This is a genomic window from Echinicola shivajiensis, from assembly GCF_018642165.1.
GTDB classification, from domain to species: domain Bacteria; phylum Bacteroidota; class Bacteroidia; order Cytophagales; family Cyclobacteriaceae; genus Echinicola; species Echinicola shivajiensis.
This window is the reverse complement of sequence record NZ_JAHHZM010000023.1, coordinates 1-25141: the sequence shown is the minus strand read 5'-3', so window position 1 is coordinate 25141 and position 25141 is coordinate 1. Positions and strand designations below refer to the sequence as shown.

Annotated in this window: 23 protein-coding genes; 16 read left to right on the top strand and 7 right to left on the bottom strand. The window is 38.8% G+C overall.

Translation table 11 applies throughout. The annotated features are described in order from the left end of the window. Positions 1–1212 precede the first annotated feature (1212 nt). A complete protein-coding gene (locus tag KMW37_RS21930; protein WP_215226784.1) occupies positions 1213–1410 on the bottom strand; it encodes a hypothetical protein in 198 nt (65 codons plus the stop codon). 1288 nt (positions 1411–2698) lie between these two features. Here KMW37_RS21930 and KMW37_RS21925 point away from each other — a divergent pair. From KMW37_RS21925 to KMW37_RS21910, 4 genes are all read left to right on the top strand, one after another. Further along, a complete protein-coding gene (locus KMW37_RS21925) occupies positions 2699–3463 on the top strand; it encodes a hypothetical protein (protein ID WP_215226783.1) in 765 nt (254 codons plus the stop codon). A gap of 2 nt (positions 3464–3465) precedes the next feature. Continuing rightward, positions 3466–3954: a DUF5675 family protein gene (locus KMW37_RS21920; protein WP_215226782.1), complete on the top strand. Its 489-nt coding sequence runs from the start codon at positions 3466–3468 to the stop codon at positions 3952–3954. Positions 3955–4029: 75 nt separating this feature from the next. Next, on the top strand, positions 4030–4311 hold the full coding sequence (locus KMW37_RS21915; RefSeq protein ID WP_246581605.1) for a hypothetical protein: 282 nt from the start codon (positions 4030–4032) through the stop codon (positions 4309–4311). 3 nt (positions 4312–4314) lie between these two features. After that, positions 4315–4458 carry a hypothetical protein gene (locus KMW37_RS21910; protein ID WP_215226781.1) on the top strand — a complete coding sequence of 48 codons (144 nt, stop codon included), beginning with the start codon at positions 4315–4317 and terminating at the stop codon, positions 4456–4458. Between the two features lie 563 nt (positions 4459–5021). Here KMW37_RS21910 and KMW37_RS21905 read toward each other — a convergent pair. Beyond that, positions 5022–5597 (bottom strand): cyclic nucleotide-binding domain-containing protein, encoded by a 576-nt coding sequence (locus KMW37_RS21905; RefSeq protein ID WP_215226780.1) that lies wholly within the window; start codon positions 5595–5597, stop codon positions 5022–5024. Positions 5598–6433: 836 nt separating this feature from the next. On the opposite strand from KMW37_RS21905, the gene KMW37_RS21900 reads away from it, so the two are divergent. Further along, positions 6434–6886, top strand: coding sequence for a MauE/DoxX family redox-associated membrane protein (locus KMW37_RS21900; protein ID WP_215226779.1), 453 nt, complete (start codon positions 6434–6436; stop codon positions 6884–6886). A gap of 655 nt (positions 6887–7541) precedes the next feature. After that, positions 7542–7814, top strand: a complete 273-nt coding sequence (locus KMW37_RS21895; protein ID WP_215226778.1) for a hypothetical protein — start codon at positions 7542–7544, stop codon at positions 7812–7814. An 80-nt stretch (positions 7815–7894) separates the two neighbouring features. Here the strand turns inward: KMW37_RS21895 and KMW37_RS21890 are convergent, their stop codons facing one another. The 5 genes from KMW37_RS21890 to KMW37_RS21875 form a co-directional block, all read right to left on the bottom strand. After that, complete coding sequence (locus KMW37_RS21890; protein ID WP_215226777.1) at positions 7895–9256, bottom strand: RagB/SusD family nutrient uptake outer membrane protein; 1362 nt, start codon at positions 9254–9256, stop codon at positions 7895–7897. Between the two features lie 439 nt (positions 9257–9695). Then, positions 9696–9830, bottom strand: a complete 135-nt coding sequence (locus tag KMW37_RS22570) for a hypothetical protein (protein WP_262898210.1) — start codon at positions 9828–9830, stop codon at positions 9696–9698. Between the two features lie 864 nt (positions 9831–10694). Then, on the bottom strand, positions 10695–13874 hold the full coding sequence (locus KMW37_RS21885; RefSeq protein ID WP_215226776.1) for a SusC/RagA family TonB-linked outer membrane protein: 3180 nt from the start codon (positions 13872–13874) through the stop codon (positions 10695–10697). A 24-nt stretch (positions 13875–13898) separates the two neighbouring features. Next, positions 13899–15479, bottom strand: a complete 1581-nt coding sequence (locus KMW37_RS21880) for a TlpA family protein disulfide reductase (protein WP_215226775.1) — start codon at positions 15477–15479, stop codon at positions 13899–13901. Between the two features lie 803 nt (positions 15480–16282). Beyond that, entirely contained in the window at positions 16283–16435 is a 153-nt protein-coding gene (locus KMW37_RS21875; RefSeq protein ID WP_215226774.1) for a hypothetical protein, read from the bottom strand. Positions 16436–16796: 361 nt separating this feature from the next. On the opposite strand from KMW37_RS21875, the gene KMW37_RS21870 reads away from it, so the two are divergent. The 10 genes from KMW37_RS21870 (at position 16797) to KMW37_RS21825 (ending at position 24735) form a co-directional block, all read left to right on the top strand. Beyond that, a complete protein-coding gene (locus KMW37_RS21870) occupies positions 16797–17060 on the top strand; it encodes a helix-turn-helix domain-containing protein (RefSeq protein ID WP_215226773.1) in 264 nt (87 codons plus the stop codon). Between the two features lie 369 nt (positions 17061–17429). Next, entirely contained in the window at positions 17430–18812 is a 1383-nt protein-coding gene (locus tag KMW37_RS21865) for a hypothetical protein (RefSeq protein ID WP_215226772.1), read from the top strand. Further along, positions 18793–19176, top strand: a complete 384-nt coding sequence (locus KMW37_RS21860) for a hypothetical protein (RefSeq protein WP_215226771.1) — start codon at positions 18793–18795, stop codon at positions 19174–19176. Before KMW37_RS21865 ends, KMW37_RS21860 begins: the two co-directional genes overlap by 20 nt. A 17-nt stretch (positions 19177–19193) precedes the next feature. Beyond that, positions 19194–19790 carry a hypothetical protein gene (locus tag KMW37_RS21855; RefSeq protein WP_215226770.1) on the top strand — a complete coding sequence of 199 codons (597 nt, stop codon included), beginning with the start codon at positions 19194–19196 and terminating at the stop codon, positions 19788–19790. A gap of 534 nt (positions 19791–20324) precedes the next feature. After that, positions 20325–20588, top strand: a complete 264-nt coding sequence (locus KMW37_RS21850; protein WP_215226769.1) for a hypothetical protein — start codon at positions 20325–20327, stop codon at positions 20586–20588. A gap of 301 nt (positions 20589–20889) precedes the next feature. Continuing rightward, the gene (locus KMW37_RS21845; protein ID WP_215226768.1) at positions 20890–21315 is read left to right on the top strand and encodes a hypothetical protein; all 426 of its coding nucleotides are present in this window, start codon (positions 20890–20892) and stop codon (positions 21313–21315) included. A gap of 268 nt (positions 21316–21583) precedes the next feature. Further along, entirely contained in the window at positions 21584–21925 is a 342-nt protein-coding gene (locus KMW37_RS21840; RefSeq protein ID WP_215226767.1) for a hypothetical protein, read from the top strand. Positions 21926–22414: 489 nt separating this feature from the next. Next, positions 22415–22927 (top strand): phage tail protein, encoded by a 513-nt coding sequence (locus KMW37_RS21835; protein WP_215226766.1) that lies wholly within the window; start codon positions 22415–22417, stop codon positions 22925–22927. A 494-nt stretch (positions 22928–23421) separates the two neighbouring features. After that, entirely contained in the window at positions 23422–23883 is a 462-nt protein-coding gene (locus KMW37_RS21830; protein WP_215226765.1) for a hypothetical protein, read from the top strand. Positions 23884–24036: 153 nt separating this feature from the next. Further along, positions 24037–24735, top strand: coding sequence for a DUF6438 domain-containing protein (locus tag KMW37_RS21825; RefSeq protein ID WP_215226764.1), 699 nt, complete (start codon positions 24037–24039; stop codon positions 24733–24735). Positions 24736–25141 lie beyond the last annotated feature (406 nt).

Below are 25141 nucleotides of genomic sequence, written 5' to 3'. Positions count from 1 at the left end.
ACAAATGCAAGGGAGTGGCTGGGGAATTGGACTTAAAATAAGAAATGTTTGTTATATGTTTTGGATATGGAGGGGTTTGTTTACGGGATTTTGTTGATGAAGTACGAGGTTGGAAGTACGAGGAATGAAGTACGAGGTACGATGTAGAAAGTACGAAGTGGGAAGGTTATAAACCACAGAGGGCACGGAGTTCGCTGAGGTCCCAAAGGTTGTGTTGGTCTGGAGGAAAAAAGTATTGGAAGTACGAGGTATGAGGTATGATGTACGGGGTACGAAGTGGGAGGTACGAAGTAGGGGAATTTGAAGTGAGGGAACCACAGATCGGCACAGATAAACACAGATATTGATTTTTATTAGTCTTGAGTAGGGAGTCTGGAGTATTATTAGATAGGTTGTACAAAGTCTCCGACTTGGTACTGGTTAACCTTGAGTCTCCGACTCAAATATAAAGAAATGCGGAGTCAGAGACTCCTAGCTATTTGATCCCGCGACAGAGTCGACGGGATAACAGCGTGTTGAGGGGAAATTGGAAGTTTGAGTTGGAAAGTATAGGAGATAAGAAACTTAATTTCATCTCCGTCACTGCAAAACTCCGATCATTGGGAAAATAAGTAAAAAGTAGGAAGTACGAGGTACGAATTAGGGAGGTGGAAGACGGGAGATTTGAGACTCTGGATGTGAGACTAAAGACATGGATTTCTGAGACGAAAACAAATGTCCATTGACCTGAATAAAATGTCCCCGATATTCTTTGGGGCAGGCTATGCTGACGATAGGAAGCATCTCTTCCAGTAACGATTAGGTAAATAGATCCTCTCGCCGCGGCGAGTGACATCGATTTGAAGCTTACTAATACAACTCTTTTATATTTGAGAAAATGTTAACCTCTCGCAGTAACGTATAAAAGACACAAGATTGCCACTGTCAGCCGACTTAGGAAATAAAGCTAATATGTTAAGGGGCATTGCAAATGCCTTGTATTTATAGGTCCAGATTGCAAATCTGGACCAGCCAGTTTTATTTTTAGTTATAAGTCATCGGTGTACTAAATACACACAAGGTCCTGCAGCTAGGCTGGCAGGACAACGGCTAATTAAGAGTGGAAAATAGATATATAGAAAAAGACCTCCTTTGTGGGGAGATCTTTTTGATTTTGATTCTTTAGTGGTTTATAAATAAATCCTCAAAAATCGTCCATACCGGTTAGATAGGCTATCTTATATATGGCCATAGATCTTCTAGATCTGCACCGGTATAAACAGAAAATTCGACTACTGTGATGTCCTGATGTTCTTTTTTGTCAAAGGCTTTTTTGATCCTTCTGATAAGGTTTCTGCTGGCCTTTTCTCCTTTTCCTGTAATCATCATGACGTCTTTGCAGTACATAAACAATCGTCTTCCTTGCTTCATTCTACAACTATTTTACCAAACCCGAGCTAAGGCTTTTTCGTCACCGTCTACTAAACTCTCGGGTTACAAATAAAAACTTCCCCTCTTCACAAGTACCTCCACTTTTTAATCGCATTCTGTTTAATCCGTGGGGTTCCAATACAGTGCTTATGCACCACCCTTTTGCTTTTATTATTTTCAATCATCTAATTTGTTCTGACATAGTATATTGGAATAAGTATAGTCATTTAGCAAATCTCAATCGACATTATCAGGATTTCTCCCTGTACTATTTAAGTTTGATTTTAATTAATTTATATGATTATCCGTTATTACACCAGTAAACTTATTTCTCACGGATTCCACAGATTTACACGGAATAAAATATCATTCCTTTGGACTTTTGTGTTCTTACTGAAAGAATAGCTTATTTACAAAAAGCTACTGGTGTCTTTGCGGATATACAGATTATTTTGTTAATCATCTTCTAATACCTATCTCTATTTTCCTATCCTTTTTCCTGTCCTTTTATTCAGGTATTTTTTATTATTCTTGATGGTCATCATGAATGCTACGCATTTCCATTGATGAAAAGGACCAAAAATCTAGGCCTTTGGAGCATTATTCAAATTGAATGATTTCGATTTCGAAAAAATTCATTTCTTTCAATTTGATTTTGAGAAAGCTTCTACGGCCTAAAAGTGAGTGGATCTTGCTCGTCTCCTTCGCAAGCTAACTCACTTTTTTAACGCCCTCCGCAACTGCCTCAAAAACTAATGCCCCAAGGGCCAATTATTCATTTTTGGATTATATTTCATTTCCAAATATATAATATGCTTCCTAGTAACTCTGAAAAATCAAAGCATCTGCCTTAGGCTATCAGCTTCTTCCAACGGATGAATACATGTTTAATTTATATATAGTCATATCGTGACTCCAAAGAGGACACTAAGAGGAAGCGTAGAGGAGACATCTAGGAGACGTCTAGGAAACGTCCATGGAACAGCAAAGACTTTCCAGACTCTTTATCGACCTTATTTTTTTATAGCTATTTCAAGTTAAATTATAAACCATACAACCTAATGAGACCTTAAAATAAGCATTTAGTTCTAATAATAAAAGTTACTGATATACGTAATATGGCCTATTACTAACAATTTACTACTATTTATCCCCTTTTCTTCCTTTCCCTTCTTTTGTTCCCTTGAGCATCTACTTATCCTGTTTAGTCCTATCCGTTCCCTGTTTTTTTACATTATGAATTTCACTCTTGATCTTAGGGTATGTTTCATTTTAAAACTTAAATGTTATGCCAAAACAAGAAGGATTGCTGAAGGTAAAAGGCACCATGGATGATCTTAACTATTATAAGACCAAGGATGGTGTGTACCGCGTAAGGAAAAAAGGAGGCGTGGATGCAGCGCGTATCCAAAATGATCCGCGCTATGAAAGGACCCGCCAAAATAATGCGGAGTTTGGAAGGAGCTGCCGAGCGGGTGGAAAAATCAGAAGGTCGCTAAGACCGGTGCTTAGTCCCAGCAATACGGATCCAAGAACGGTGGGTAGATTATCAAAAGTCATGCATATGATTACTAAGTCCGATCCCGTCAATGACCGGGGAATGCGTACTCCCATGGAAGGGGAACCAGATCCGCTAAATGGATTTGAATTTAATGTGCAATCCCATATGGGATATATACTGGGAGAAAAAATCGAGTATACTATGGGCACTGGATCGGGAGATTTCAGTTTGCAGGCCGGCTTTGAATTGCCCAAGGATATTATTCCGGATGGCTCAGATGTAGGGCAATTTTCACTTAGCTTACTGACCATAGACGTGGACAAGGAAGATACTTTTGATCTGGATATCGTAAAAAGTGACTTCTTTGATTTGAATACAGGTTTGCTTGCGGACCTTAATCTCTCGGTCACGCAAAGCAGTAGCATCAGCCCTGCTTTTCAGCTATTGTTTTTGGGATTGGAATTTAGTCAGGAGGTCAATGGCAAATACTATGACTTCAAGGGACAAAAGACCAATTCCCTAAGGTGTTTGGAAAGCCTGAAGATCAGCTAACCATGCGTCTCTATCTATTCAGGCGTCTTTTCGATGACTGTGCCCAAGGCACTATTTATTGGAAAGGCGAGCAGTTAGTTAAGACGGTAGAGTTCCCTCAGATGGATAAAAATGGCCAAGTGTCATTTATCCCTGAGGGGCACTACCCCTTACACAGAAAGTACATTCCCCAGCTTGGTTGGAATATTGAGTTGGAGGGAGATGGCCAATATGCCCATCCTATCCGAAGTTTCTCCAAGGGAATGACCGAGCAATATGGAGGTATACATCCCGTGCTATTTCATCAGGAGGCTATCCAGGTGAAAGCATCGCGGATAGCTTATCAAAATTTCAAGCAGTTTATTTTCGAACAGATGAACCAAGGGATCCCTATTGATCTCAATATTATCACCTATGGAACAAATGGAAGAATGGATGATCAATCATCCCGGACTTTGGCTGCAACTGGTACTGATCAGTGGAAGCCTGTACTTTCTAAAAATCCTGCATGATGATTTTCGGACCATGCAGAAGGATATTGGTTCCCTTAAATCCTCCGTCCAACTGATGGAGGGTTTACTCAGGGATTGGATAAAAGAACAGTTTGGCAATCATCAATCAAGATTAAAAACAGGATGTTAAAGGAAATCAATCAATTGAGGCATGAAATCGTGGAGCGGGCAGGAAAGCCTACTCCACCATTTTTCAGGAGCCTGCGGAATGCGGGCATTGTTATGGCGACAGTAGGTGCGGTACTGATGGGGGCTCCAGAGGGATTACCCGACGTGATCCATGACTGGGGCGGCTATATGAGTTTGATCGGCGCAGTGATCTCTGCTTTATGTCAGGTGACGGTGGAAGAAGGGTGAAGTATGAGGTACGAAGTAGGAAGACAGAAGTGGGAAGTGGGAATGGAGAATGTAAAATGGGGAATTGGGGAATGTTTAAAGGGTTCACTGGTTTATTGTTTAGGATTAAGGGCATTGCTTAGGTGGAACAGCAGGGTAATGAGGTAGGAAGCAGGAAGTCGGGAGATTTGAGCCTGGAGACTCAATTTTAATCGTCCCGCAGCTCAGCTAACGGGACAACTGGGGGTTGGTAGTACGAGGTACGGTGTGGTGAGACGGGAAATTTGAGACTTTAGATGTTAGACTAAAGACTTGATTTCTGAGAAGAAAACAAATGTCATCCTGAGGAAGCTTGGGATCTCTTCCAGTAACACAATACCTAATTGAGATTCTCTACCTTCGGCAGACAGGTTCACTACGTTCAGAATGAATGAAATTTTGGCTCACGTCATTCAGCTACTTTATATTCGAGAAAATGTTGACCTCTCGCTATGACGTAAAATCGTTCTGCAAATTACCCCGAAGGGGTAAAATCTACGTAGACGAAATCGCCAAGGCAAATCCGCACGACCCTGAAGGGGTCGAACAAAGTCCCATAAAGGAGATGTTTGAAGTATGAGGTACGAGGTAGGAAGTGGGAAGAGGGAAGAGGGAAGTGGGAAGTACGAGGTACGAAGGGAGAGATGTGAAGGACTAAATGAGAATTGTGATAGATGAAGTCCGAGGTGGGGTTAAAAGTCGCCTTCGATCCGGCTGTAGGAACTGGGGTGAAGGTTGAGGTATTTGGCTATGGTCTTTTTAGGGAAATGCTGTACCAAGTCCGGGTTACAGCTTTTGAATACCTGATTTCTTTTGGAACCTGGCTTGATGTACAATAAATTATTTCTCTTTTCCTCCCTGGCTGTCCAAAACTGGCTCAACAAGGCTAAATAAGTACTTTCTACCTTATGTTTCTCAATCAATTTAGTGAGTTTGGTCAAGGGAATAATCTTTACCTCTGTTTCTTCCGAGGCAATCAGCTTGATTTTTCTGTCCCCGCCCCCATTTAATATGGCATTGTCAAAAGCTACTTCCTTCTTAAGACAAAGATCCGTACACTGGTATTCCGGACCGCGAAGTTCAAACTTGGCAATGCCCCCCTTTACAATTATACATAAAGGGGAATCCAATATATCATAAGGCCCCAAAAATTTCCCACTTGATAGGCTAATATACTCCATGAATTCATTCGTTTCATTGTAAAACTCCTCCCCTTCATTGAATAAAAAATTATACAGTTTTTTTAGATAAAAGTCTGAATGATCCATAACAATAATATTTTAATTATTCCAATATATTATTAAACATATATAAGAATTAAGTACAACTCCTTTGTTCCTTTTTAAAAATTCCATTATATATCTCCTTATGTATGTGGTATTCGTGTAAAAGCAAACAATCCTGATAAGAAGGCACCTAAAAGTGGTATTTTTCAATATTAAAAGCGAATATGATCAAAAAGAGGCTTAAAAGCAATAGAAATCTTATAAGGCTAATCGAATCTAGCAGGTGTTAACCGGCTTAACATTGTACACCATGGTCTTCAAAAGTGGGGTGAATTAGCAAGTCGGAACCATCTTAACAAATGAATATAAATCATATAAATAACACTATTTTCATATCAAAAATTTGGCTTTACAAAAAGGTTCATCTACTTTGAAATCAAATCATTACAACCTTCCGTCAGGGAAAATGTAGGAATGTGCAGTGGAAAAAGTGGGGAGGCATTTGAGGGCGGAAGATTATTTTTTTGTCGCTATTGAAGTGGATTAGACATGGGCATTGCAAATGTCCTTAGAATGAAGTACGAGGTTTGAAGTACGAGGTGCGAAGTGGGAAGTACGGAGTGGGAAGTAGGAAGTACGAGGTACAGGGTACGAAGTGGGAAGTTCTAATAGAGGAAGTTGGTCTGCGGGGATAGGAACTAAGAAAAAACAGGATTCGGTAAGGGGCATTGCAAATGCCCTGTATTTATGGGGCCAGATTGCAAATCTGGATCAGCGGGTGAGTCAGAGACTCAATTTTAGTCGTCCCGTCCGCCAAGGCGGGATCGGGACAACGGAGTCTGGATTGCAAATCCAGACTAGCGAAAGAAAGGAATGCGATGAAAAAGTTGGGAGAAGTATTATGGGAAGGAATTGCTTTGGTGCTTATGGTGCTATTTGCCTACACCTCCTTCAGTAAATGGTATGACTGGGGTGGAACCCAAAATGCCATGTACAATCAAGTTTTTCCTCAATGGATGGCTACGCTCCTACTTTATGGGCTTCCAATAATGGAATTGGTATTGGCCATTATGCTTCTCTTCCCAAAAACAAGAACGCTTTCTCTTTGGGCATGCCTTATTTGTCTTATCAGCTTTACGGTCTATATCGGATTGGTGCTGACGGATGTGTTTGGCAGGATTCCCTGCAGCTGTGGCGGTGTGATCAGTAGCCTTGGATGGGAAACGCATTTTCTATTCAACCTGGGATTTGTGGTCTTGGCGGTGGTCGGAATTCTGGTCAAGCCGGATGGTAAGGGGACTTTAGATATGAGACGGGAGACGGAAGATTGAAGATTGAAGCACGAGGAACTAAGTAGGAAGTACGGAGTGGGAAGTGGGAAGTACAAGGTACACAGTGGGAAGTTCTAATAAAGGAAGTTGGTCTGTGGGGATACGAGCTAAGAAAAAATAGGATTCGGTGAGGGGCATTGCAAATGCCTTGTATTTAGGGTCAAGATTGCAATTCTGGACCACATGAATAAATGAGTCGGGATTGCAAATCCAGACTAGCAAGGTACGAAGTGGGAAGTACGGAGTTCTAATAGAGGAAGTTGGTCTGCGGGGGTACGAGCTAAGAAAAAATAAGAATCGGTAAGGGGCATTGCAAATACAGATGAATTGGGTGAGTCGGAGACTCACTTTTATATGGTCCCGCAGCTCAGCTGGCGGGACAACAGACGGGACAACCGAAAGCTGATCGGGTATAGGCATTGCAAATCCCGACTAGCAAGACGGGATCGGGATAACAGTACAGCCGATTAAGCGATTAACCAGTTAGACAATTTAACGATTCTACACCAAAACATTAGAATGGCCAGTGAAGGTACGGGGTGCTTGGCTGGCATCAGCAGGGGGAAGAAATCCGGCCGTCCCTCTCGGAAGGTCCACGAAACCAAAACGACCGGAATTTATTATTCATTATAATACTAAAATTATGAAAAATTCAATGAAGAACCTCCTACGCGGAGGTGCATTTTTGTTGGCTATTATTGCCGCATTTGCGTTTACTTCTCCACTTGAAGTGGATGGGACTGAGTTTGGCTATGATTCCGTAGAGGACAAGTGGTATGATGCCACGGGAGCAACTGAGGGAGTGGAATATCTGTGTAATCAAAGTTCAGAACATTGTCTGTTTGATCAAATGGATGATGATCCAGAAAATGCCATTCCTAATAAGCCGGGAACATTTGTAAATATTTCTCTTACTCCTGAACCCTAAATGTCCCGAAACGCCTAACTAATTTAAAAAAGGTTAAAAGCTACCTCCACTGGCGGTAGCTTTTTTATTTGAATACTTTTCTATCTCAGGTTCTGATCAAATTGGTGAAAATCAATTTCTATCTGCGGAATACTGAGCACATACCTCGGATCTCCGGGAGAAAGCGAAAATGTTTCTCCATTGACTTCTCTGGTCAGTATTTTTGCAAACTTTGGATCTTCATTGAGCCTCCTAAGATCTGACCATCTTCGGTGCCTGAAAACCAATTCCTTTTTACGCTCTTCCAAGACCAACGCTAACACATCTCCATCATAGCTATCATCAAACAAACTGAAGTTTCCAGATTTCCAACGGGTCAATAATAAAGTATTTAAGGTGTCCAAGGCTTGGAGATCATTTCCGGCCCTTGCCTCACACTCTGCTTTGATCAGATAAACCTCATCAACCGCAAGCCCTGAAAATTGATATAATGTTCCAGTGTAATTACCGAAAAAATTAACATTCCCTGCCCTGATCCTGAAGAACAGTTCCTTTCTGAGGTCTCCATCCTGATAGGAAGCATAGAGTGCTGGATCAACCACTGTAGTAGGCATGGCTATATATACGTAGGAAAGGTTGGTGGAGTGGAAAATAACCTCTTGGTTAAACTTAGGAAATGAAAAATAGCTTTGGTTACTTAATTCATTATAATCCATCAGGTCACTTTTATGCTCCAACACCCTGTTTGAAAACTCTAAAGCCCTTCCGTAATCTCCTCTATTTAAATATATCCTAGCTCTTAATGCATTCACTGCTATTTTAGTGGGCCTAGTAGGGTATTCGGCTTCCTCTGGTAAAAGCCCATAAGCTATTTCCAGATCTGCAAACACCCATTTATAACTATCCTTAAGGGAGGCCCTTTTTAAGGGCTCTTGTAACCTAGAGTTCTTTTTGAGAGGAATACCCAACTTGTCTGCATCCTGATCATTTAAAAATGGCGGAGCAAATAGCTCAAGTAAGAAAGCATTGGCATAAGCCCTATAAAACAGGGCCGCTCCTTTAATTTGGTTACGTAAATCCTCATTGGGTTCTGTATTTTTAGCTACTTCTTCCAATACAATATTGGCATAAAAAATAGCCCTAAAAGGAACGGACCATTCACCAAAGTCCGAAGCTCCTTCGAAAATATTTCCTTCCCATGTATAGGCATTTTTTGCGATTTGACTTCGAAACAGATTATATCCTGCATCAGTAACATAAAATTCATCGCTGCCAAGCACCCCAGCTGCAGGAGTGGTATTCATCCAAGTGGCATTGTCCAATAATGCCTGTAAATCAGCCAAGGTCTGGGGAACTACCAAGTCCTTAGTGGGCTTTTCATCCAGAAAATCGTTACATGAGGTTAATAAATGAATGATGCTGATGATCATGGTGGTGAGGATGAGTTTTGATATGTTTTTCATATTTTTAGTATTTAGTCGTTAGTCTGGAGTATTGAGTCTTGGGTCTTGAGACTTAATTTATAGTAGCGAGGTCGTATCGTATCCGTCATTGCTGTTATGGTTTCCGTGTCAATTAATTACCCCCTAAATCCCCCTTGAGGGGGACTTCTTGATATCGTAACCGAAATCATCTGCCCTATTGGCTGGCTACTCGCTAAAAACAATCACTGACTGTTTTCTTTACGCTTGTTCCTCTTACTTTTTCCTCCCGATAGGAATCGGGACAGGCTATTGCTGAAAAAAGTAACAACCTCGCCTGCGGGAGGCAAGAAAAAGCTAGGCCGGTGGAGCTGATTTCCCTTTGGGACATTTTTCGATTCGATAATAATTTTGTCTAACCCAAAGAGATTTTGTGCCGATGCCTCTGGGCTAAAAAGAAGTGGATCTATCCGAGGGCTAGCTAACTTCTTTTTTTAACGCCCTCCGTCATCAGCACAAAACCATCAGCTCCAAGGGCCTGTTTTGGGATTATTGTTTTAATAGTTCGGTCTTTCTTCTTTACTCTTTGTTCTTTTCTCAGTCTAGCTACTTTCATCTTTCTACTTGCTACTAAAAGAGTCCCGGTTTCCCTTCTGGAAACATTTCCCGCTGATGATGTTGTGTTTTAACATATGAAGAAAGTTGGCGGTAAGGGACTCGATGATAGTAGCTAGTATTTAGTACATAGTAGCAAGACTTGTTCACGTGAGCGAGAGTATTTGGCCTTATGTCTCAGAGGCTGTCGCAATTCATTTTTTTATACTATTTTTTTATTCGTTTATGTTAGTGGGAGTCTGGAGGCTCCCTTTTAGTTGAGTTCCAAGTCACCGCTTTGCTAGAGACTTGGAACAGCGTGTCGAAGTGCAACAAGAGGCTTCGACTCTACCTGGTGGTTAGACAGGTCCGCTCAGCCTGACATATTGGAACTGTGGCAATCCTATTTCTTTAATACCATTCATTGTTTTTTAGATTCTTCACTGCGTTCAGAATGACACCGAATTGTAGCCTTGGAACAACACGAACGTAAGAAACAAGCTCCACCCACCTGCTTATGTGTAACCCGATTAATATTTGTTTAAAATTGAACATTGATTGATTTGGTGGACGAAGCTGTTTCATTAGTGTTTTATTTGTTTTTAAAAGCGTTTTCGTTAGTGGGAGTCTGGAGACCTGTCTGCCTCCAGGCAGACTCTCTTTTAGTTAAGTTCCAAGTCACCGCTTTGCTAAAGACTTGGAACAGCACGTGTACTCGCCTCCGAAATCAAGTCTTTCATCTTTATTCTTTTCTCTATAGTTCTTGCTACTATCATCTTGCTACTTTTTACTTAAAGTAAGCCCCGCCCACCAAGATTCGCCTTTAATAATCAATCCGGTTTAAATTAAACATGAATACGGCAGACGGAGCTATGTCTTTGATGATTTAGAAATCTATTTTCAATCCCAGGGCTATACTTTTCAATGGTCTGCTGCTTCTGAAATCCGGATCCAAGGGATCGTTTTTAGCCGCTTTCCAAAGGATACCTAAATTATTGGCATAGGTGTATAATTCTGCCCGCTTAAATGGTAGCTTAGTCATGCGTATCTTATCCAATGTATAGCTCAGACGGATATCTTGAAGCCTTATATGATCTCCCCGCTCAATAAGTGCTTCCGAAAACCTAAAGATGGCCTCCCTATTGCTGTTATAGGCATCGGGGAAGGACGGAATCATTGTCTTCTGTTCATCCCCTGGCTGCTGCCATCTGAGGTAGTAATCACTGTGGGGCATACGTCCCTCCAACACATCCAAATAGCTAAGGCTATTCCTTCTGTAGAAATATCCCAATCGGTAACTGATGTTAACGGATAGCGCAAATCCTTTCCATTGTATGTCATTTCTAAAAGCTCCGTAAAACCTAGGCCTTACGGTCCCTTTATAATCAAGGTCTTCCAATGCCATGGTATTAAAGATGGCGGCATAATCCATGCTTGGCTCACCATCCAGTATCCCGAGCGGATTTCCAGTATCTCTGTCCAAACCTGCCCAAGGTATGGTAAATACACTATGAAGCGGCTTGCCAATAACCGGATGAATTAGACCGGCAGTCAAATAATTGGTCACTTGGGTGGTATTGACCCCATAATCAGTGACCTCTTCCTGAATGTGGCTAAAAAGGAACGTGTTTTTCCAAAGCACTGCTTTGTCCAGAACTGTAGTGGTCAGCATTAAGTCCAGGCCTTTACTTTTTGTACTGGCAAAGTTGCCCCGAAACTGGTTTACTCCGCTACTGGGCACCATAGGGATATCCCCTATCAAATCAAGTCCTCTTTTATGAAATCCTTCGATATAGCCCGAAAACCTCCCGTTTTTGGTTTCAAAATCAAGGCCCAGGTTGATGATCTTGATCCTTTCCCATTGTAGATCCGGGTTTGGGGGATTGGTGACTACGGCCTGACGTAAATTCGGTACAAGAGAACTGGAAGAAATGCTGTAGGATGCCGTTGTATAGGCAGAAAGGGATTTATCTATGTTGCCATTGTATCCGTATGTGGCCCGTAGCCTCAAATAAGGCATCCATTTGAGCTTATAAAACTGCTCCCCACTGATCAGCCAACTTCCCCCTACCGACCATAGGGGCACTCCTTTGCGGTTGCTGTCCACCCCAAACAAGTTGGAACGGTCTTTTCTAGCACTTGCCGAAAAGATGTAGTTATTCCTCAGCGTATAAGCCAAATTGGTAAAGTATGAAACAAAGCGGTCGGCTATTCCCTCATGGCTTATCCCTGAAGGAATGGATACCAAAGTTTGACTATGGTTAAGCCTGTAAGCATGACTGCCATCAATTGGTGAGGATAAGCCCAAATCATCATCGTAACCATAATAGCGAATTCCCGCTCCTGTTCTGTCCATGCGCTTGATTTCATACCCCAACAAGGCATCCAAACGGTTTCCCTTCGCAAACTGTCGGTTATAGTTTAACTGGGCCCTAAAGGTGTGGCTTTGGGCCTTGCCATTGGAAAGGTCGAGCACAGCTCCCAAAGGAACCGGTCTGAAAATAGTCCCGTCTGGTTCCACCTGGGTAAAACGGTTCACCATGTCCCTGGCAAAATAACTTTGCTCTTCCCGGAGGTTTCGGTTTTCCAGGTCATTATTCCAGAACTGATAAGAAACACCTGCTTTGAGATGCGGACTTAAGCCATAATCCACTGATCCTATAAGCCTGATACCTTGCTGTTTCGCTATTTGTTTTATCTGTTCTTGTTCCCTTAAAGGATAATAACTCCAATCCATAAGCCCCTGCCCTTCAGCATCCTCCAAGAACCGGATACTGTAGCCTTGGGTTACGGCCAATGGATTTCCCAATTCATCTACTAAAGATTCATAGGGATAGAGGAGATTGGGAGCAGTACCTTGGACAGTATTTCCATTTACATAATACATTCCTGTACTAAGGTTTAGCTTATTGTCCAAAAGGCTCCACTGGTTTTGAGCATTTAGGGTTAGTCTTTTGCGATTGCCGTTTGGCAGACTATTTCGGTTTTGGTCGTAGCCCAAAGAAAAGCTGTACCGATGCAGGTTTCCCCCTCCCCTAATGGACAGGGCACTTTGACTGTTCAGTGCAGGGCGATAGACCAAATCGCTTAACTGATGCCTATTGTCCTGCTGTTTATAGTATTCCAAGCGGCTTGCAGCTTCTTGTTCGGATATCTTGCCATCCCGATGGGCAATCAGTGTTTCCACCACTGGAGACAAGGGCTGTTTGGAAACCGAATTTTCGGCGGACTCAAACAAGCCTTGCTCAAAAAGCTGTTTTTCTAAATCCACGAAGTCAGGGATACTGATTTTGGGAAGATAAAAGGGATCGGGCTTTTCGGTAAAAGTAAGGTTAGAATTAAAGCTGACCTGTGGTCTTTGACCGAGAGCGCCTTTTTTGGTAGTGATGACAATCACCCCATTTCCTGCCCGCGCTCCCCAAACTGAAGCTGCCGCAGCATCCCTGAGCACGGTGATACTCTCTACATCATTAGGATTAATATTGTCCAAAGGGCCATCATAGGGGAAATTATCCACGATGATCAATGGCTGAACTTCAGCATGTATGGTACTTCGGCCCCTGATGCTAATAGGATCCCTCTCCCCATCTCTATTGAAAATCAGTCCCGGTGTCATGTCCTCCAGTCTGTCCAAAACGGATAAACTTACCCTTCTATTCAGTTGGTCTTCGTTTAGATAAGCAAAAGAACCAGTCGCCCTTTCCCGTGGAACTTTTTGGTATCCAGTAGACACTACTTCTACCTGCTGCAAGGATAGGTTTTCTGATACCATATAAATCGTCTTCCTACCAGAAGAAGGTATCTTGAGCTCAATTTCTTTGGTTTGAAATCCCAAATAAGAGATTTCAAAATGGTAAATCCCCTCAGGCAATGATAATGCGAAGGTACCTTTTTGATCCGTTACGGTCTTATAAGCCCCATTTTGAACCGAAATGAGGGCACCAGGAAGAGGTTCTTGGTTAGTTTCATCCAAGACAAGTCCCTTCAGTGGGTAATTGGTCATGGTCTGGCCCAAAACTGTATATACCCAAGTCCAGGCCATCAATGTAAGTATGTATCTTTTCATAGTGTTAGGGTTAGTGTTATTGGATTACCGAACATCTAGATGATTATCTATGATCCTGGTCAATTCTTCTAAAGGGCCTTTGACGCTGCCTATTTGGATGATTTTTCCCTTTGGATCCATCAGAATCTGATAGGGATAAGACTTGATGTCATAATGGGCCAACAAAGGATGTTCTGTACCTGATGTGGTGACGTTAAGGGCAGTGGCAGAAGAATACCTGTTTCCAATGGCACTTTTCTGCCAGGTGTCAGGATCACTGTCCGCGGAAACCGAGAGCACCACGAAGCGGTCATTGTCCCGGTAATGATCTTCCAGTTTGCTCAATGTTTCACGGAAATAAATGATGCATGCTTTGCATCCTGTATACCAAAAATCAATCAACACCACCTTCCCTGCTAGGTCTTCCGGAGTAACCGTGTTTCCTTCAAGCGTCTTTAGTTTAAAATCATAGACGGGCATGCCTGCTGACCTTGACGCGGCATATGCTGTCAGCTTATCCTTGATCCAGGGAGTACTGATAAAAGAAAAGGCTTGCTTAAACTGCTTTTCCGGCTCATCCATGATCCTTGCATATAAGAGCAGGTATTTGGCTACTACCCTATCCCTAAGCGGATCAGGAGCAATCCCCAGTAGCCTATCCATGATGGGTTGATGACTTGCATAAGCCTGTGCGAGACTCTTTTGGAGTAGGTAATCCCTGTAATAAGGGCTTCTCACTTTGGTGTCTACAGTAAATGTACCTTCAGGAAGTTGGTCGATAATACTTTTAATCTCTTCCTGATACCTTGCACGATCAGCAGGACTTATTTTATTAAGCTGGGACAGGTAGCGGGTATATTGTTTCGACAGGATATCCGCTTCCAAGGTTTCCAAAAGGTAATCAGGATACTCTTTCTCCTGACTCAACAAAGACTGATAAGCGGGGCATTGTCTATAATCCAGTGCAAGTGCCTTAAGCAAATCGGGAATTAGTTCCGTGCTATTCTCCTCAAAATGAAGATAGCGCCCCAAGCGAATGGTGTCACTTTGTGCCTTGGCGTACTGGGCCCTGTTATCATTTCTGTCCAGAAAGGCCTTCTTGTCTGTAGTCACCATGCTAAGCGGTTGCTTGAACCTCTCGGTCGAATTGGTCCTGTACAATTCGTACTGCAATTCATACTTATCCGCATCCGGCCCTGAGAAGACGGTATTTCCCAAAGTGAGGTCTATCCTTACCCTAAGACTATCTCCGGGAGCAGCCAGATAGGAATCAAAGTATTTGTCATTATTGGACTTTAACTGGATATAAACCGGCTTATCAATGGCAGGAAGCTGGAAAAAGAAAATCTTCATCCCCATGGATGCCCTCAGGAGATTTCCCTTCTGTGTTTTGGTCTTATAGACCTGCGGCTCAGGCCAGGTAGCATAATAGCCAAAATGTTCTTTCCAAACCCAGAGTTCGATTTCATCAATATCATGATAGGCCTTAATCTCCCCATACACCACCACCGGAGCCGGAGCAGTTTCCGGCCCAGTAGTGGCGGGAGGTGAAGCAACCTGACTATATGTTTTGCTTCCAAAAAGACATAGCAATCCCAGGAAGCAGTTTTTCGTTAACGCTTTCATAGTTATTAAGGTCTTTGTAGAAATATTGGAATGCCTGGTCTAAAGTCTTAATAGATATTAGACACAAGACCCCGATAGAGATCGGGACATGCGCTAGATAAAAGACTGGAGCACGGAAACGAGAACGTCCTCGAATCCGTCATTGCGATGACCAGAGGGAAGAAGCAATCTCGTATTTACCCCCTCCTAGCCTCCCCCTTTAGGGTGAGGAACCGATCTCGTAAACGAAATCACTTGCCCTGCAAGCTGGCTACTCGCTAAAAACAGTCACAGACTGTTTTCTTTACGCTTGTCCCTCCCTTCAGGGGGATTTAGGGGGTAATTTCCGTCACCGACTTCAAGTCCCTGTGTTCTCTGTCCAATACGTACTCCAAAGCTTTCGGCTTTTGTCTTTCGACTTTTAGCTTCCTTCTTTCTACATTTTTTAAGAAATCATTTAATTAATCCCAGAGCTAATAAAGCCCCAGGTCAGGCTGCCCTACCAGACGCGAGGGGCGTCCCCCAGGCGAATGCAGCCAACGAAGTGAAGTATCAAGATTTTAGTATCAAGTAGCTAGACTAGATACCGGATTGATCTTGATTGCTTAAAAATGGATACCGTTTTTTTGTGAGTATGAAGTAGTTAGATTTCAGTATCAAGTACTTCAATTGTTGCCGTTCCTTCAATCAGCAATCGGAACAGGTCACTACTCATTTAACAAAAGGTTTGATAGCGGTTATTATTCACGGTATCGATATATGGGATAAGTATTAGTATCAGGACAAAAATCGGGTCTTGATACTATCTACTATCATCTTGCGACTCAAATAGGATTTTTTGGTTTGCGGCGGAAGACCAGGTCAAAGATGGTGATACCAGACTGCTGAGGGACAAAAACTGATGATTTCTGTTCCTTACGGGTCGGTCTTTCCATCCAAAGGTCAAACGCTGAAAAATGTTTTGTTTTCTGTTCCATCGCTTTAAAGTTTATATGGAACGTCTCAGGGCAAAAAATAAGGCGCAGGCCCTCTTTCTTACTCTAACTGTGGTACCGCCAAGCACCTTGGAACGAGCAAGCGAGTAGCCCACGCCAGAGGCGTGAGCATTTCCCCACTTTTTGTCTCGTTCCTAAAAGAATTTGGCGGTTTTCAGTTAAGAGACGCAAAGTGCGAATGCATCAAAAATGATTTTATTTCATTCGCAAAATTATAGGTCCATTTCAAATTTTGAAATTTCACTTACTACAAATATAGAAAAAAATATCTAAGTGTTGGTTTTTAGACCAACAAAATTTATTCTTTTTTCTCACATCTTCCTTATTCATCAGTTAAGAAAAAATGAAACCTGAAGAAAAGGAACGGTTATTAAAATTATTAGGAGAAAGATTAGGTGTCCTAAAAAAACAATCCAATAGGAGCTACAGAGAACTCGCTCTAAGATGTGACCTCGATTTTGCGGACATAAAAAAATATGAAGAAGGAAAAAAAGACATTCAATTCTCTACAATTATTGAATTGTCTAAAGCATATGGAGTAAACCCCAAAAAAATCTTTGATATTGATTTTGGGATTGATTTTGGAGATATGGAAAACCACACTTAAAAATGTTTAATTGAATCAATACTACTTAATCCCCCTTTTAAACCGAGCAAATTTGTATAAACAGTGGATTTAAACATTCAAATTTCTTAAATTAAGAAAGCAAAGAGATTATATAAGTTGTTTAAACCCTATTCAATAAATTATGAAAGCCCTTCGGTTGGAGGGCTTTTTTTGTGGGGTTTTGGTGAAAAATACCCCAAGCGGGGTATTTTATTTAAAGTCTAGCTATTTTATATTTACAAATAGTTTCTTTTTAACCGCTTAAAAGAAATTCTTAAATCAATTTAAATAGTTTAGAATATCTGAGCTATCGTAAAAATTTACCACATAATTATCTTAAGGTAGGCGATTGTGGTTAACCTGTAGTTAATGAAGAAAAGAAGATTATCTGATTGGATTTTACAAAAAAAACGTAGAAAAAAAGAAGTAAAGAAAAGAAGATTAAAAATTTTAGGAAAAAAGGAATTTACAAAGGGAAGAGCCTATCAAGAAAAGGTTGATTTTATTTTAAAATACGATAGAAGGATTTATGAAAATAGTAAATTTAAATTAAAATCTTATTTGGATGATGTAGGCTTTTTTGATAACATAGATTTATCTAATAAAGTTGTAGTCTCAGGATCATTTTCTTTAAGTAATAACTATGAAGCATCAATCTTAGTTATAAAAAAATTTATTTTTAGTGTTTACAATGTATTCTACCATAGATCAAAATTAATTATTGATTTTTCTAAGTGTACACAAATAGATTTAGGCTCCCTCTTTTTACTTCAGATATTTAGAATTGAAATGATGGAAGAATTCAAAAAAATAAATTCTAGATTGAGATATTTGAAAATAGAACCTGAGGTCGAAATCATAGAATCTGAAAATTTTGAAGTAAATAAAGTCTTATTAATAAATGGATTTATAACGAAACTCAAAGCAAACAAAGAATTAAACGAGCTCATTCCTCGTTCAGGAATTGGTTTTTTAAGAGGAAGTAAGAGACAAATTAAACATGTTGATAACAAAAAGAGTAAGATTACAACAAAAATTGCTGAATATGTAAATAATTGCCTTAATGATATAGATTTAAAACTAACATTTGAAGGTAGAAATAAACTTGATAAAATAATAGCTGAAGTCTTAAGTAACGCTGAAGATCACAGCCCGTTTGAAATATGGTATGCTACTGCTAATTTTCTGATTAACAAATCAGAGGTGAATCCAATAGGAGAACTAAATTTGGGTTTTTATAATTTTGGAGGTTCTATCTATGATGGATTAATGGAAACTCGGGATAGAAATAAAGAAATATTTGATTATATTGATAATCATGCTACCAAAAGTCTTAAAATTAAAAGCTTTTCAAATTTCAATAAAGAGGATCTTTTTACTTTATATGCAATGCAAGATGGAATTAGTCGATTAAAATTTGAAAAGGAAAGTAGGGGATCAGGTACAATGTCTTTTATAAATTCATTCTTTGCTATTGGAGATTTTGAAGATGAAAGCCGAAACTTATTCCCTTCATTAAAAGTTTATACAGGAAAGACTTTATTAATTTGCAATAAAAAATATAAACCACAGTTAACTAATGATAGCTATAAGTTATCTTTGAACTCTGAAAATGATTTAGAATTGCCACCGGACCCATCAAATTTGATTCAATTGAAATCAAAATTGCCTGGGACTATGCTTAGTGTAAAAGTTTTTCTTAATAAAAAACATTTACTAAATAAAATTAATAATGGAAAGCACACAAAGTAAACATAAGGAAATAAATTTGAGTGAAGTTCTGGGTGCTAATAATAGTATGTTTTCAGGAAGACCTCAAGGAGAAGATAGTAGAAAAACATTTAGATTGGACCAATTAGACAAGAATGAAAATTTGATAATTGATATAGTTATTCCTAAAATCACTACTTCTATTAGCCCGTCTTTTTTTCTTGGCTTTTTATATTCAAGTATAAAAGACTTGGGATATGAAAAGTTCTCTAAGAAATATAATTTTATATTTGATGATTCTATTGATAGCCTAAAAAGAAAAATCATTTTAAATGATATAAATGAAGCATTAAGAAGTGCAAGAAACTCCTTGAAAAGAAATTATGGGTTAAAAGACATTTTTTAAAATAAAAACAGAAAGAATTGGAAATACAAATACATTCTTACATTATAATTTTTTTATTTTTTCTTGAAAGACTTTTTAAACATTGGTCTTCAAAGCAAGATGATAAGAGGTCTTGGTATATGCAGGTAATTATTACTCCAAAAATCACTTTTCTAGATGATGTGTTTATAAAACTTGATAAACTTTTTAATGAGGAATTAGATAGTGCATTAGCAGGGAATCAGATAGTAGATAAACAAGGTAGTAAGGATAAAATAATATTTAAGCTACAAGAAATACGTAAGGAACTTAATGTATCATTTTTAGAAATTATATCTTCACTAGATAGTAACTTATATGATGCCTTAAATCATACAGTTCAGGAACTATATGATCAATTTACGAATATGGTTTATTCGGAAAACCATCAAGAATCTTCTATAATTCTAAGCAATTTTAAGAGTGAATTTTATTTGATTCTGTATAAACCTCTAAATGATAGAGGCATAAGAAAATCCATATCAATTTATTTTCAAAAGAATTTTGTGATGATTGTAGGCTATATCACTCTAATTGCCTTCATTTTATTGTTTTTTGTTTTTCTTATTACAGCAATTATTTTGACCTTTTTTTAATTTCTAAAACTTAAATCAAGTTGTCGCTAGTACCCAAACTGGGTGAATAATGCCACTCCACCCTACTATCTTTGGAATTTGAAATTCTTGATTACGGAATGAGGCTGAGCTAATTGATACAAGAGTTGGCTAACCGACTTCCCCGAAATAACCGGGGCTGGCTGTCCAAGGATGTTTTAACCGCAATCTTGATTGTCTTAAGAAAATAGTTTATTTTTTTGCCTAGATTGTAGGTAAAATACTTTACGTTGGCTGTCATTGATGCTAATGGCAAAATCATCTAGAACTCTAATGGAATTCATACTAAGACTCAAACACTGGCAGGTTTTTATAATACTCCTAACTGGCTCTATAACGTCAAACTTCACTTGGGAGAACAACGAACTTTTCAATTTAGCCATGAATTCATTCGGACTGATTATTTGCTTTTTCTGGTATTTTGCAGTTGGACTTCAATTAACTGAACACCTGCCCATAAGAGTGGAACTACCAAGGACACTATTCATTGTGAACGCTTTCATACTGATAATCTCAATGATTATAATCGTTGCAGTTTTTAATGGACAATTTTCGAGTAACGGACTACTTGAATTCATATGGATTACTTACTTAATGTATGCCATGTTTCAATTTATGTTTTATCCTAGTAAGGCATTACGAACTGTAGAACAAGGAACTGAGGCTACTTTTGGAGAATACTTAAAGTATGTTCTTCTAATGATCTTTTGGCCGATTGGCATCTGGTGGATTCAACCAAAATTGAACAGAATTATTAATCCTTCTACTGATGAAATATGAAATGCACCTTTGAATCTTCGACTGGGTGGAGTATGCCACTCCACCCTACTATCCTGGGAATTTGTCTTTCCAGTAAAAAAACTAAATCGTAGAAAACCTCATCAAAGCCGAGGCTTTTTGTTTTGGGAATGGGTAAAATACCCCAAGTGGGGTATTTGAAAGGAATGAGGAGATGGTTAGTTTTGGTGTTTCTATTTTGTTCTAACCGCAATCTTGATAGTCTTAAGAAAATAGTTTAGATTTTTGACTAGATTACGTTTATAACACTTTAGGTTGTAGGTAATTAAAAAAACCGAATTGAATGAATTTAATTTTCGCAAAACTTTTCGAGGAATATAGACGAAAGAATGACTCACCAAAGCACAGTATTACCCTTTACATCAGTGTGGTTTACTTCTTTATGTCTTTTGCGATTCTTTTGCCTATTAAAACTTTCATTGACAAGAAAATTTTTAGCGAACCAATAGAATACGAAAAGTCTACAATTATGATTGTTGTATTCGGATTCATGGCTCTTATCTTGTTCTTTGTCTACCAGATTTTTATTAAAAATAAAAGAATCTTTAAGTTAGAAGAAAAGTATAAAAGTGTAAAAATGAATAGAGCACTACTCTACCTAATTGTTGTTCTGACACCTGTTATACTTCTATTATTGGCAGGATTAAATACGGTATATTTGAACGGTGGAAAAATATTGGGCAATGAAATAAATGGATTATTAGAATAATAAAAGCTACCTACAATAACCAAGCATTCGGGTGGCCGGAGCGACCGAACCTACTGAGAGTAGGCATGTAGGTATGAATGCAGTGTTGAAAGAATGGTTGCTAGGCAAGTAATATTCTTTAGCGAAATGACAGATGGCATATGCACTTATCCTACCGAGATATTTGGTATGACAATGACGGATTTATAAACCAAACATGGGAGGATATTAAAGATTATGAGACGAATCAGTTACGCAAAAGAGATTTGAAATTTCATGATTTTGAAAAATGGGAATAATTAAAATTGTAGGCATCGTCATAGGTTCTATTGTTGAATTAATTCTCCTACTTTTTGGGTTTATTAAGCTAATGACCTTACTTTCTGACAAAGGTGCTGAAAGAAAAGGACGTAAATATTGTATTGAAAGAGGTTATGAATTTAAGAAGGTTGAAGCTTATCCAAACCATTATGGATTATTCTTAAAAAAGGATAATATGCATATATATGCAAGTTTTCATTATGAAAGGGATGGTTCCTTTACTTGGATTAAAGGTTCACCAGAAGAAAAGATTGAAGCTAGGTTAAAAAAGAAATCTGACAAGAAGAAAAAAAACAAAGCATTACAATAAATAAAGATCATTTGGCAGATTGTGCTAATTTTAATCATGGCGGTATTGTATAACCCCCCGACTGGGTGGAGTATACCACTCCACCCTACTATTCTGGGAATTTGTAATTCCTGTAACTAATTACTTTATCGATAAGACCTCGTCAAAGCCGAGGCTTTTTTCTTTTAGGGGATTGGTAAAAACACCCTATGTGGGGTATTTTTTATCTTGTCTGAATTTTTTAGTTTTGAAATTAGTATAATGCCAATTTATGAAACTGGACTTGTCAATCAAGCAATAATGAATAAGTCTGTTAAAGACTAATCATTATTTCAGCAAAGGCAATTTATAAATGGTAAAGACATATGATTACGATTGATATCCAGTGACAACAGATTATGCAAATGTTGAGACCAGAACCAACATAAAAAAACGGTCTGTTCCTATTCAGATCATAATAGGAGGCGAAACCGAAAAGCCTCAAGAGTAGGATATAAGATTAAAAATATTATGAATATTCCAATGGATTTGGTACCAATGGGGACCATCGTTGCGTTTGCACTAGACATAAAACTTAAGCCTCCCGGCTGGTTATTGTGTGACGGTTCTGCTATTCCAAGCAAGTATCAAAAACTAATATCTGCTTTAAATTCAGATGTTACGCCCAATTTGGCAGGTAGAACACTTTTGGGAACCGGCATACCCGATATGGGGCCCCAATCTGATAGCAGAAACCCGAACTATGATCCATCAAACAATTGGCCTCTTGGCTTTACCGGTGGAGAATATCAGCATAGGTTGACAGAGGAAGAAATGCCAAGTCATTCGCATAACATTGGAGGGTATAAATATCGTCCATCGGGAAATAACAGTTGTGATTCTGGAGATGATATATCAGCCCCTGACTGCTCATGGTGGAATGACGATAAAGTTACTTCCGTTGTAGGTGAAAATGCGCCCCATTATAACATGATGCCCTATCAAGCTGTTAACTATATTATATATACTGGACAAAACGATTAAAATTATAGCTTTCATTGACTGGGACCTTCACTGCAAGTCAAATTTAGAATGGTGTGGCAGTCTCATTTATCAATGATGGGATTGCCACAACTAAGTAAGTCTGTGACTACACCTTCCTATCCTGGGAATTTATATTTCCAGTAGCTAATAATATAATCTATAAAGATCTCATCAAAGCCGAGGCTTTTAGTTTTTGGGGATGGGTAAAAATACCCTAAGTGGGGGTGATATTGAATGTTAGAGGTTGAAGCAGTCTCGTCTATCGAAGGCAGGATTGCCACATAAGAGAACATTTCGACAGGCTCAATGGCCTCTTGCTCGCAATGACATTTGTGGGGTATTTGTTGGGAATTGGGAGATGGTTAGTTTTAATGGTTGATAAAATAGAAGGAATTAAAATCTGGCTTATCACAGTATATTTGGAAGGGTGATTAATGACAATCTTCGAGACTAAACGACATATCGAAATTGACGAAAGCTTTCAAGGTTTTAACTTGACTGAATTTAATATTAGAGTTACAGAACAAATAGATAGCGACCAAATTGTTGACACGTTTTTAAGGACAAAACATTTCTCGTATGATAGCTTAAGAGATTTTATAAAGAAAGAACCCGACAAAGGTTATTTAAGACAAGCATTTGATATTGAGAAAATAAAAATTTCCGACTTTAAGAAAACAGATTTAAAAGGAACAACAAAATTTCTCTCCGACTTTATTAATGAATCTGAATGGGGTGACGACAGAAATCAATTTTCATTACTATTAGACAGGTATTATGAAATTTATAAAGAACTTAATGACAATGAATTCTACATTCTTTCAATAGATTGGTTTAATAAAGACGATGAAAGATTAATAGAACCAGAAAGCTGGTGTTACACCTATTATTTTCTTATTATATCTCTTGACAGAAATTCAAATACCTTGACTTTGACAGAATGGACTTATGACTGACTGCAATATGACGAACAAAAAAGCAGCTTATAACAATACGTACTCAAAAGTGGCGGTTCAGTGCTTACAAAAGTCCTGCTTGGCTGACATTGAAATGCTTCTAAATCGTCACCTTCGGGTAGCTGCTAAAGGTTGTGGACTATTTCAAGAACAATGAAGAAACTTTTCTACATATTTTTCTTTTTGACTATCCTTTCATGTAGTAGAGGAGGAGAAGAACAGATTTCTCAAAAACTAAATGGCTTTTGGTTTAACGAGGATAAAATTCTTTTATTCAGGGATTCTGTAATGATGCATCCTATTTATGAAGCCCCAGGCTTATTTGAGTTCACTTATAATAATGAAATGCTAATTGTCAAGAACATGCAGGAAGATTTTGAAAACATCTATGATACCTGCTTTGTAAAACTTGAAAAGGAAAATGAATTCACCTTAATTATTGATAATGACACTTCTCAATTCTTTAAATACATCCCCTTAGAGACGAGAAAGTTTAATAAGTTGTTTTTTGAAATTGAGCCCTGTGACGGTACATGTCCAGTTTTTGAGGTTGAGATTTTCTCTGACGGAAAGGTCATTTATAATGGAAAAAAATACACTGAAATAATAGGCTTGAAGGAGTATAAATTAGATAATGAAATTATTAATGAAATAAATGATCTATTAGAGGTGATTAAGATCATAGATTATCCAAAAGATAAATCTTCAAGACCACTGGGTTCACCAAGATTTAATTTGCTTGTAGAATACCCGAATGAGATTACAATTTCAATTAAGGATGGCCTATTCCAAGGAAAATATGAAAACATAATAAAGTACTTTTATTTCTTTGAAAGGCAGTTAATGAATTAGTTATATAGTCGTGGAGACGATCCAGAGTCATAACCTCCCAGTCTTTACTTCCCACTCTATCGCAAGCTGATAACCGTCAACCATCTGCATTTACCACAATTTTCAGAGATAAATTTAAGACCGATGTACTTATTTGATTACTTAGGAGCATTTTACTATTGGGTTTTCTTAGTGTTAATGAGCAAAATTAGAAACCGAAATGCGCCTACTTTTTCAGATATTAGAGAGGGTAAAGCAAAATATACTAAAGGAAATACAGTAGATAAGGGTGCTTATGGGTTGGCTATTTCGGTCTGACCATGCCAGTGATTTCGGTCAAACCGTGCCACTAAGAAAGATCATTTAAAGAAGGTCATTTTTTATTCATTTTTCAAGATTCCCTTTCTCAAAGATTCTCCCTTGAGGT

Coding starts and splice junctions, on each gene's coding strand:
- KMW37_RS21845 (WP_215226768.1), top strand. CDS start 20,890: ATGAATTTAATTTTCGCAAAACTTTTCGAGGAATATAGACGAAAGAAT.
- KMW37_RS21880 (WP_215226775.1), bottom strand. CDS start 15,479: ATGAAAGCGTTAACGAAAAACTGCTTCCTGGGATTGCTATGTCTTTTT.
- KMW37_RS22570 (WP_262898210.1), bottom strand. CDS start 9,830: ATGAAAGTAGCTAGACTGAGAAAAGAACAAAGAGTAAAGAAGAAAGAC.
- KMW37_RS21890 (WP_215226777.1), bottom strand. CDS start 9,256: ATGAAAAACATATCAAAACTCATCCTCACCACCATGATCATCAGCATC.
- KMW37_RS21930 (WP_215226784.1), bottom strand. CDS start 1,410: ATGAAGCAAGGAAGACGATTGTTTATGTACTGCAAAGACGTCATGATG.
- KMW37_RS21835 (WP_215226766.1), top strand. CDS start 22,415: ATGAATATTCCAATGGATTTGGTACCAATGGGGACCATCGTTGCGTTT.
- KMW37_RS21870 (WP_215226773.1), top strand. CDS start 16,797: ATGAAACCTGAAGAAAAGGAACGGTTATTAAAATTATTAGGAGAAAGA.
- KMW37_RS21885 (WP_215226776.1), bottom strand. CDS start 13,874: ATGAAAAGATACATACTTACATTGATGGCCTGGACTTGGGTATATACA.
- KMW37_RS21925 (WP_215226783.1), top strand. CDS start 2,699: ATGCCAAAACAAGAAGGATTGCTGAAGGTAAAAGGCACCATGGATGAT.
- KMW37_RS21860 (WP_215226771.1), top strand. CDS start 18,793: ATGGAAAGCACACAAAGTAAACATAAGGAAATAAATTTGAGTGAAGTT.
- KMW37_RS21825 (WP_215226764.1), top strand. CDS start 24,037: ATGAAGAAACTTTTCTACATATTTTTCTTTTTGACTATCCTTTCATGT.
- KMW37_RS21840 (WP_215226767.1), top strand. CDS start 21,584: ATGGGAATAATTAAAATTGTAGGCATCGTCATAGGTTCTATTGTTGAA.
- KMW37_RS21895 (WP_215226778.1), top strand. CDS start 7,542: ATGAAGAACCTCCTACGCGGAGGTGCATTTTTGTTGGCTATTATTGCC.
- KMW37_RS21905 (WP_215226780.1), bottom strand. CDS start 5,597: ATGGATCATTCAGACTTTTATCTAAAAAAACTGTATAATTTTTTATTC.
- KMW37_RS21900 (WP_215226779.1), top strand. CDS start 6,434: ATGAAAAAGTTGGGAGAAGTATTATGGGAAGGAATTGCTTTGGTGCTT.
- KMW37_RS21875 (WP_215226774.1), bottom strand. CDS start 16,435: ATGGAACAGAAAACAAAACATTTTTCAGCGTTTGACCTTTGGATGGAA.
- KMW37_RS21920 (WP_215226782.1), top strand. CDS start 3,466: ATGCGTCTCTATCTATTCAGGCGTCTTTTCGATGACTGTGCCCAAGGC.
- KMW37_RS21865 (WP_215226772.1), top strand. CDS start 17,430: ATGAAGAAAAGAAGATTATCTGATTGGATTTTACAAAAAAAACGTAGA.
- KMW37_RS21910 (WP_215226781.1), top strand. CDS start 4,315: ATGAGGTACGAAGTAGGAAGACAGAAGTGGGAAGTGGGAATGGAGAAT.
- KMW37_RS21850 (WP_215226769.1), top strand. CDS start 20,325: ATGATTATAATCGTTGCAGTTTTTAATGGACAATTTTCGAGTAACGGA.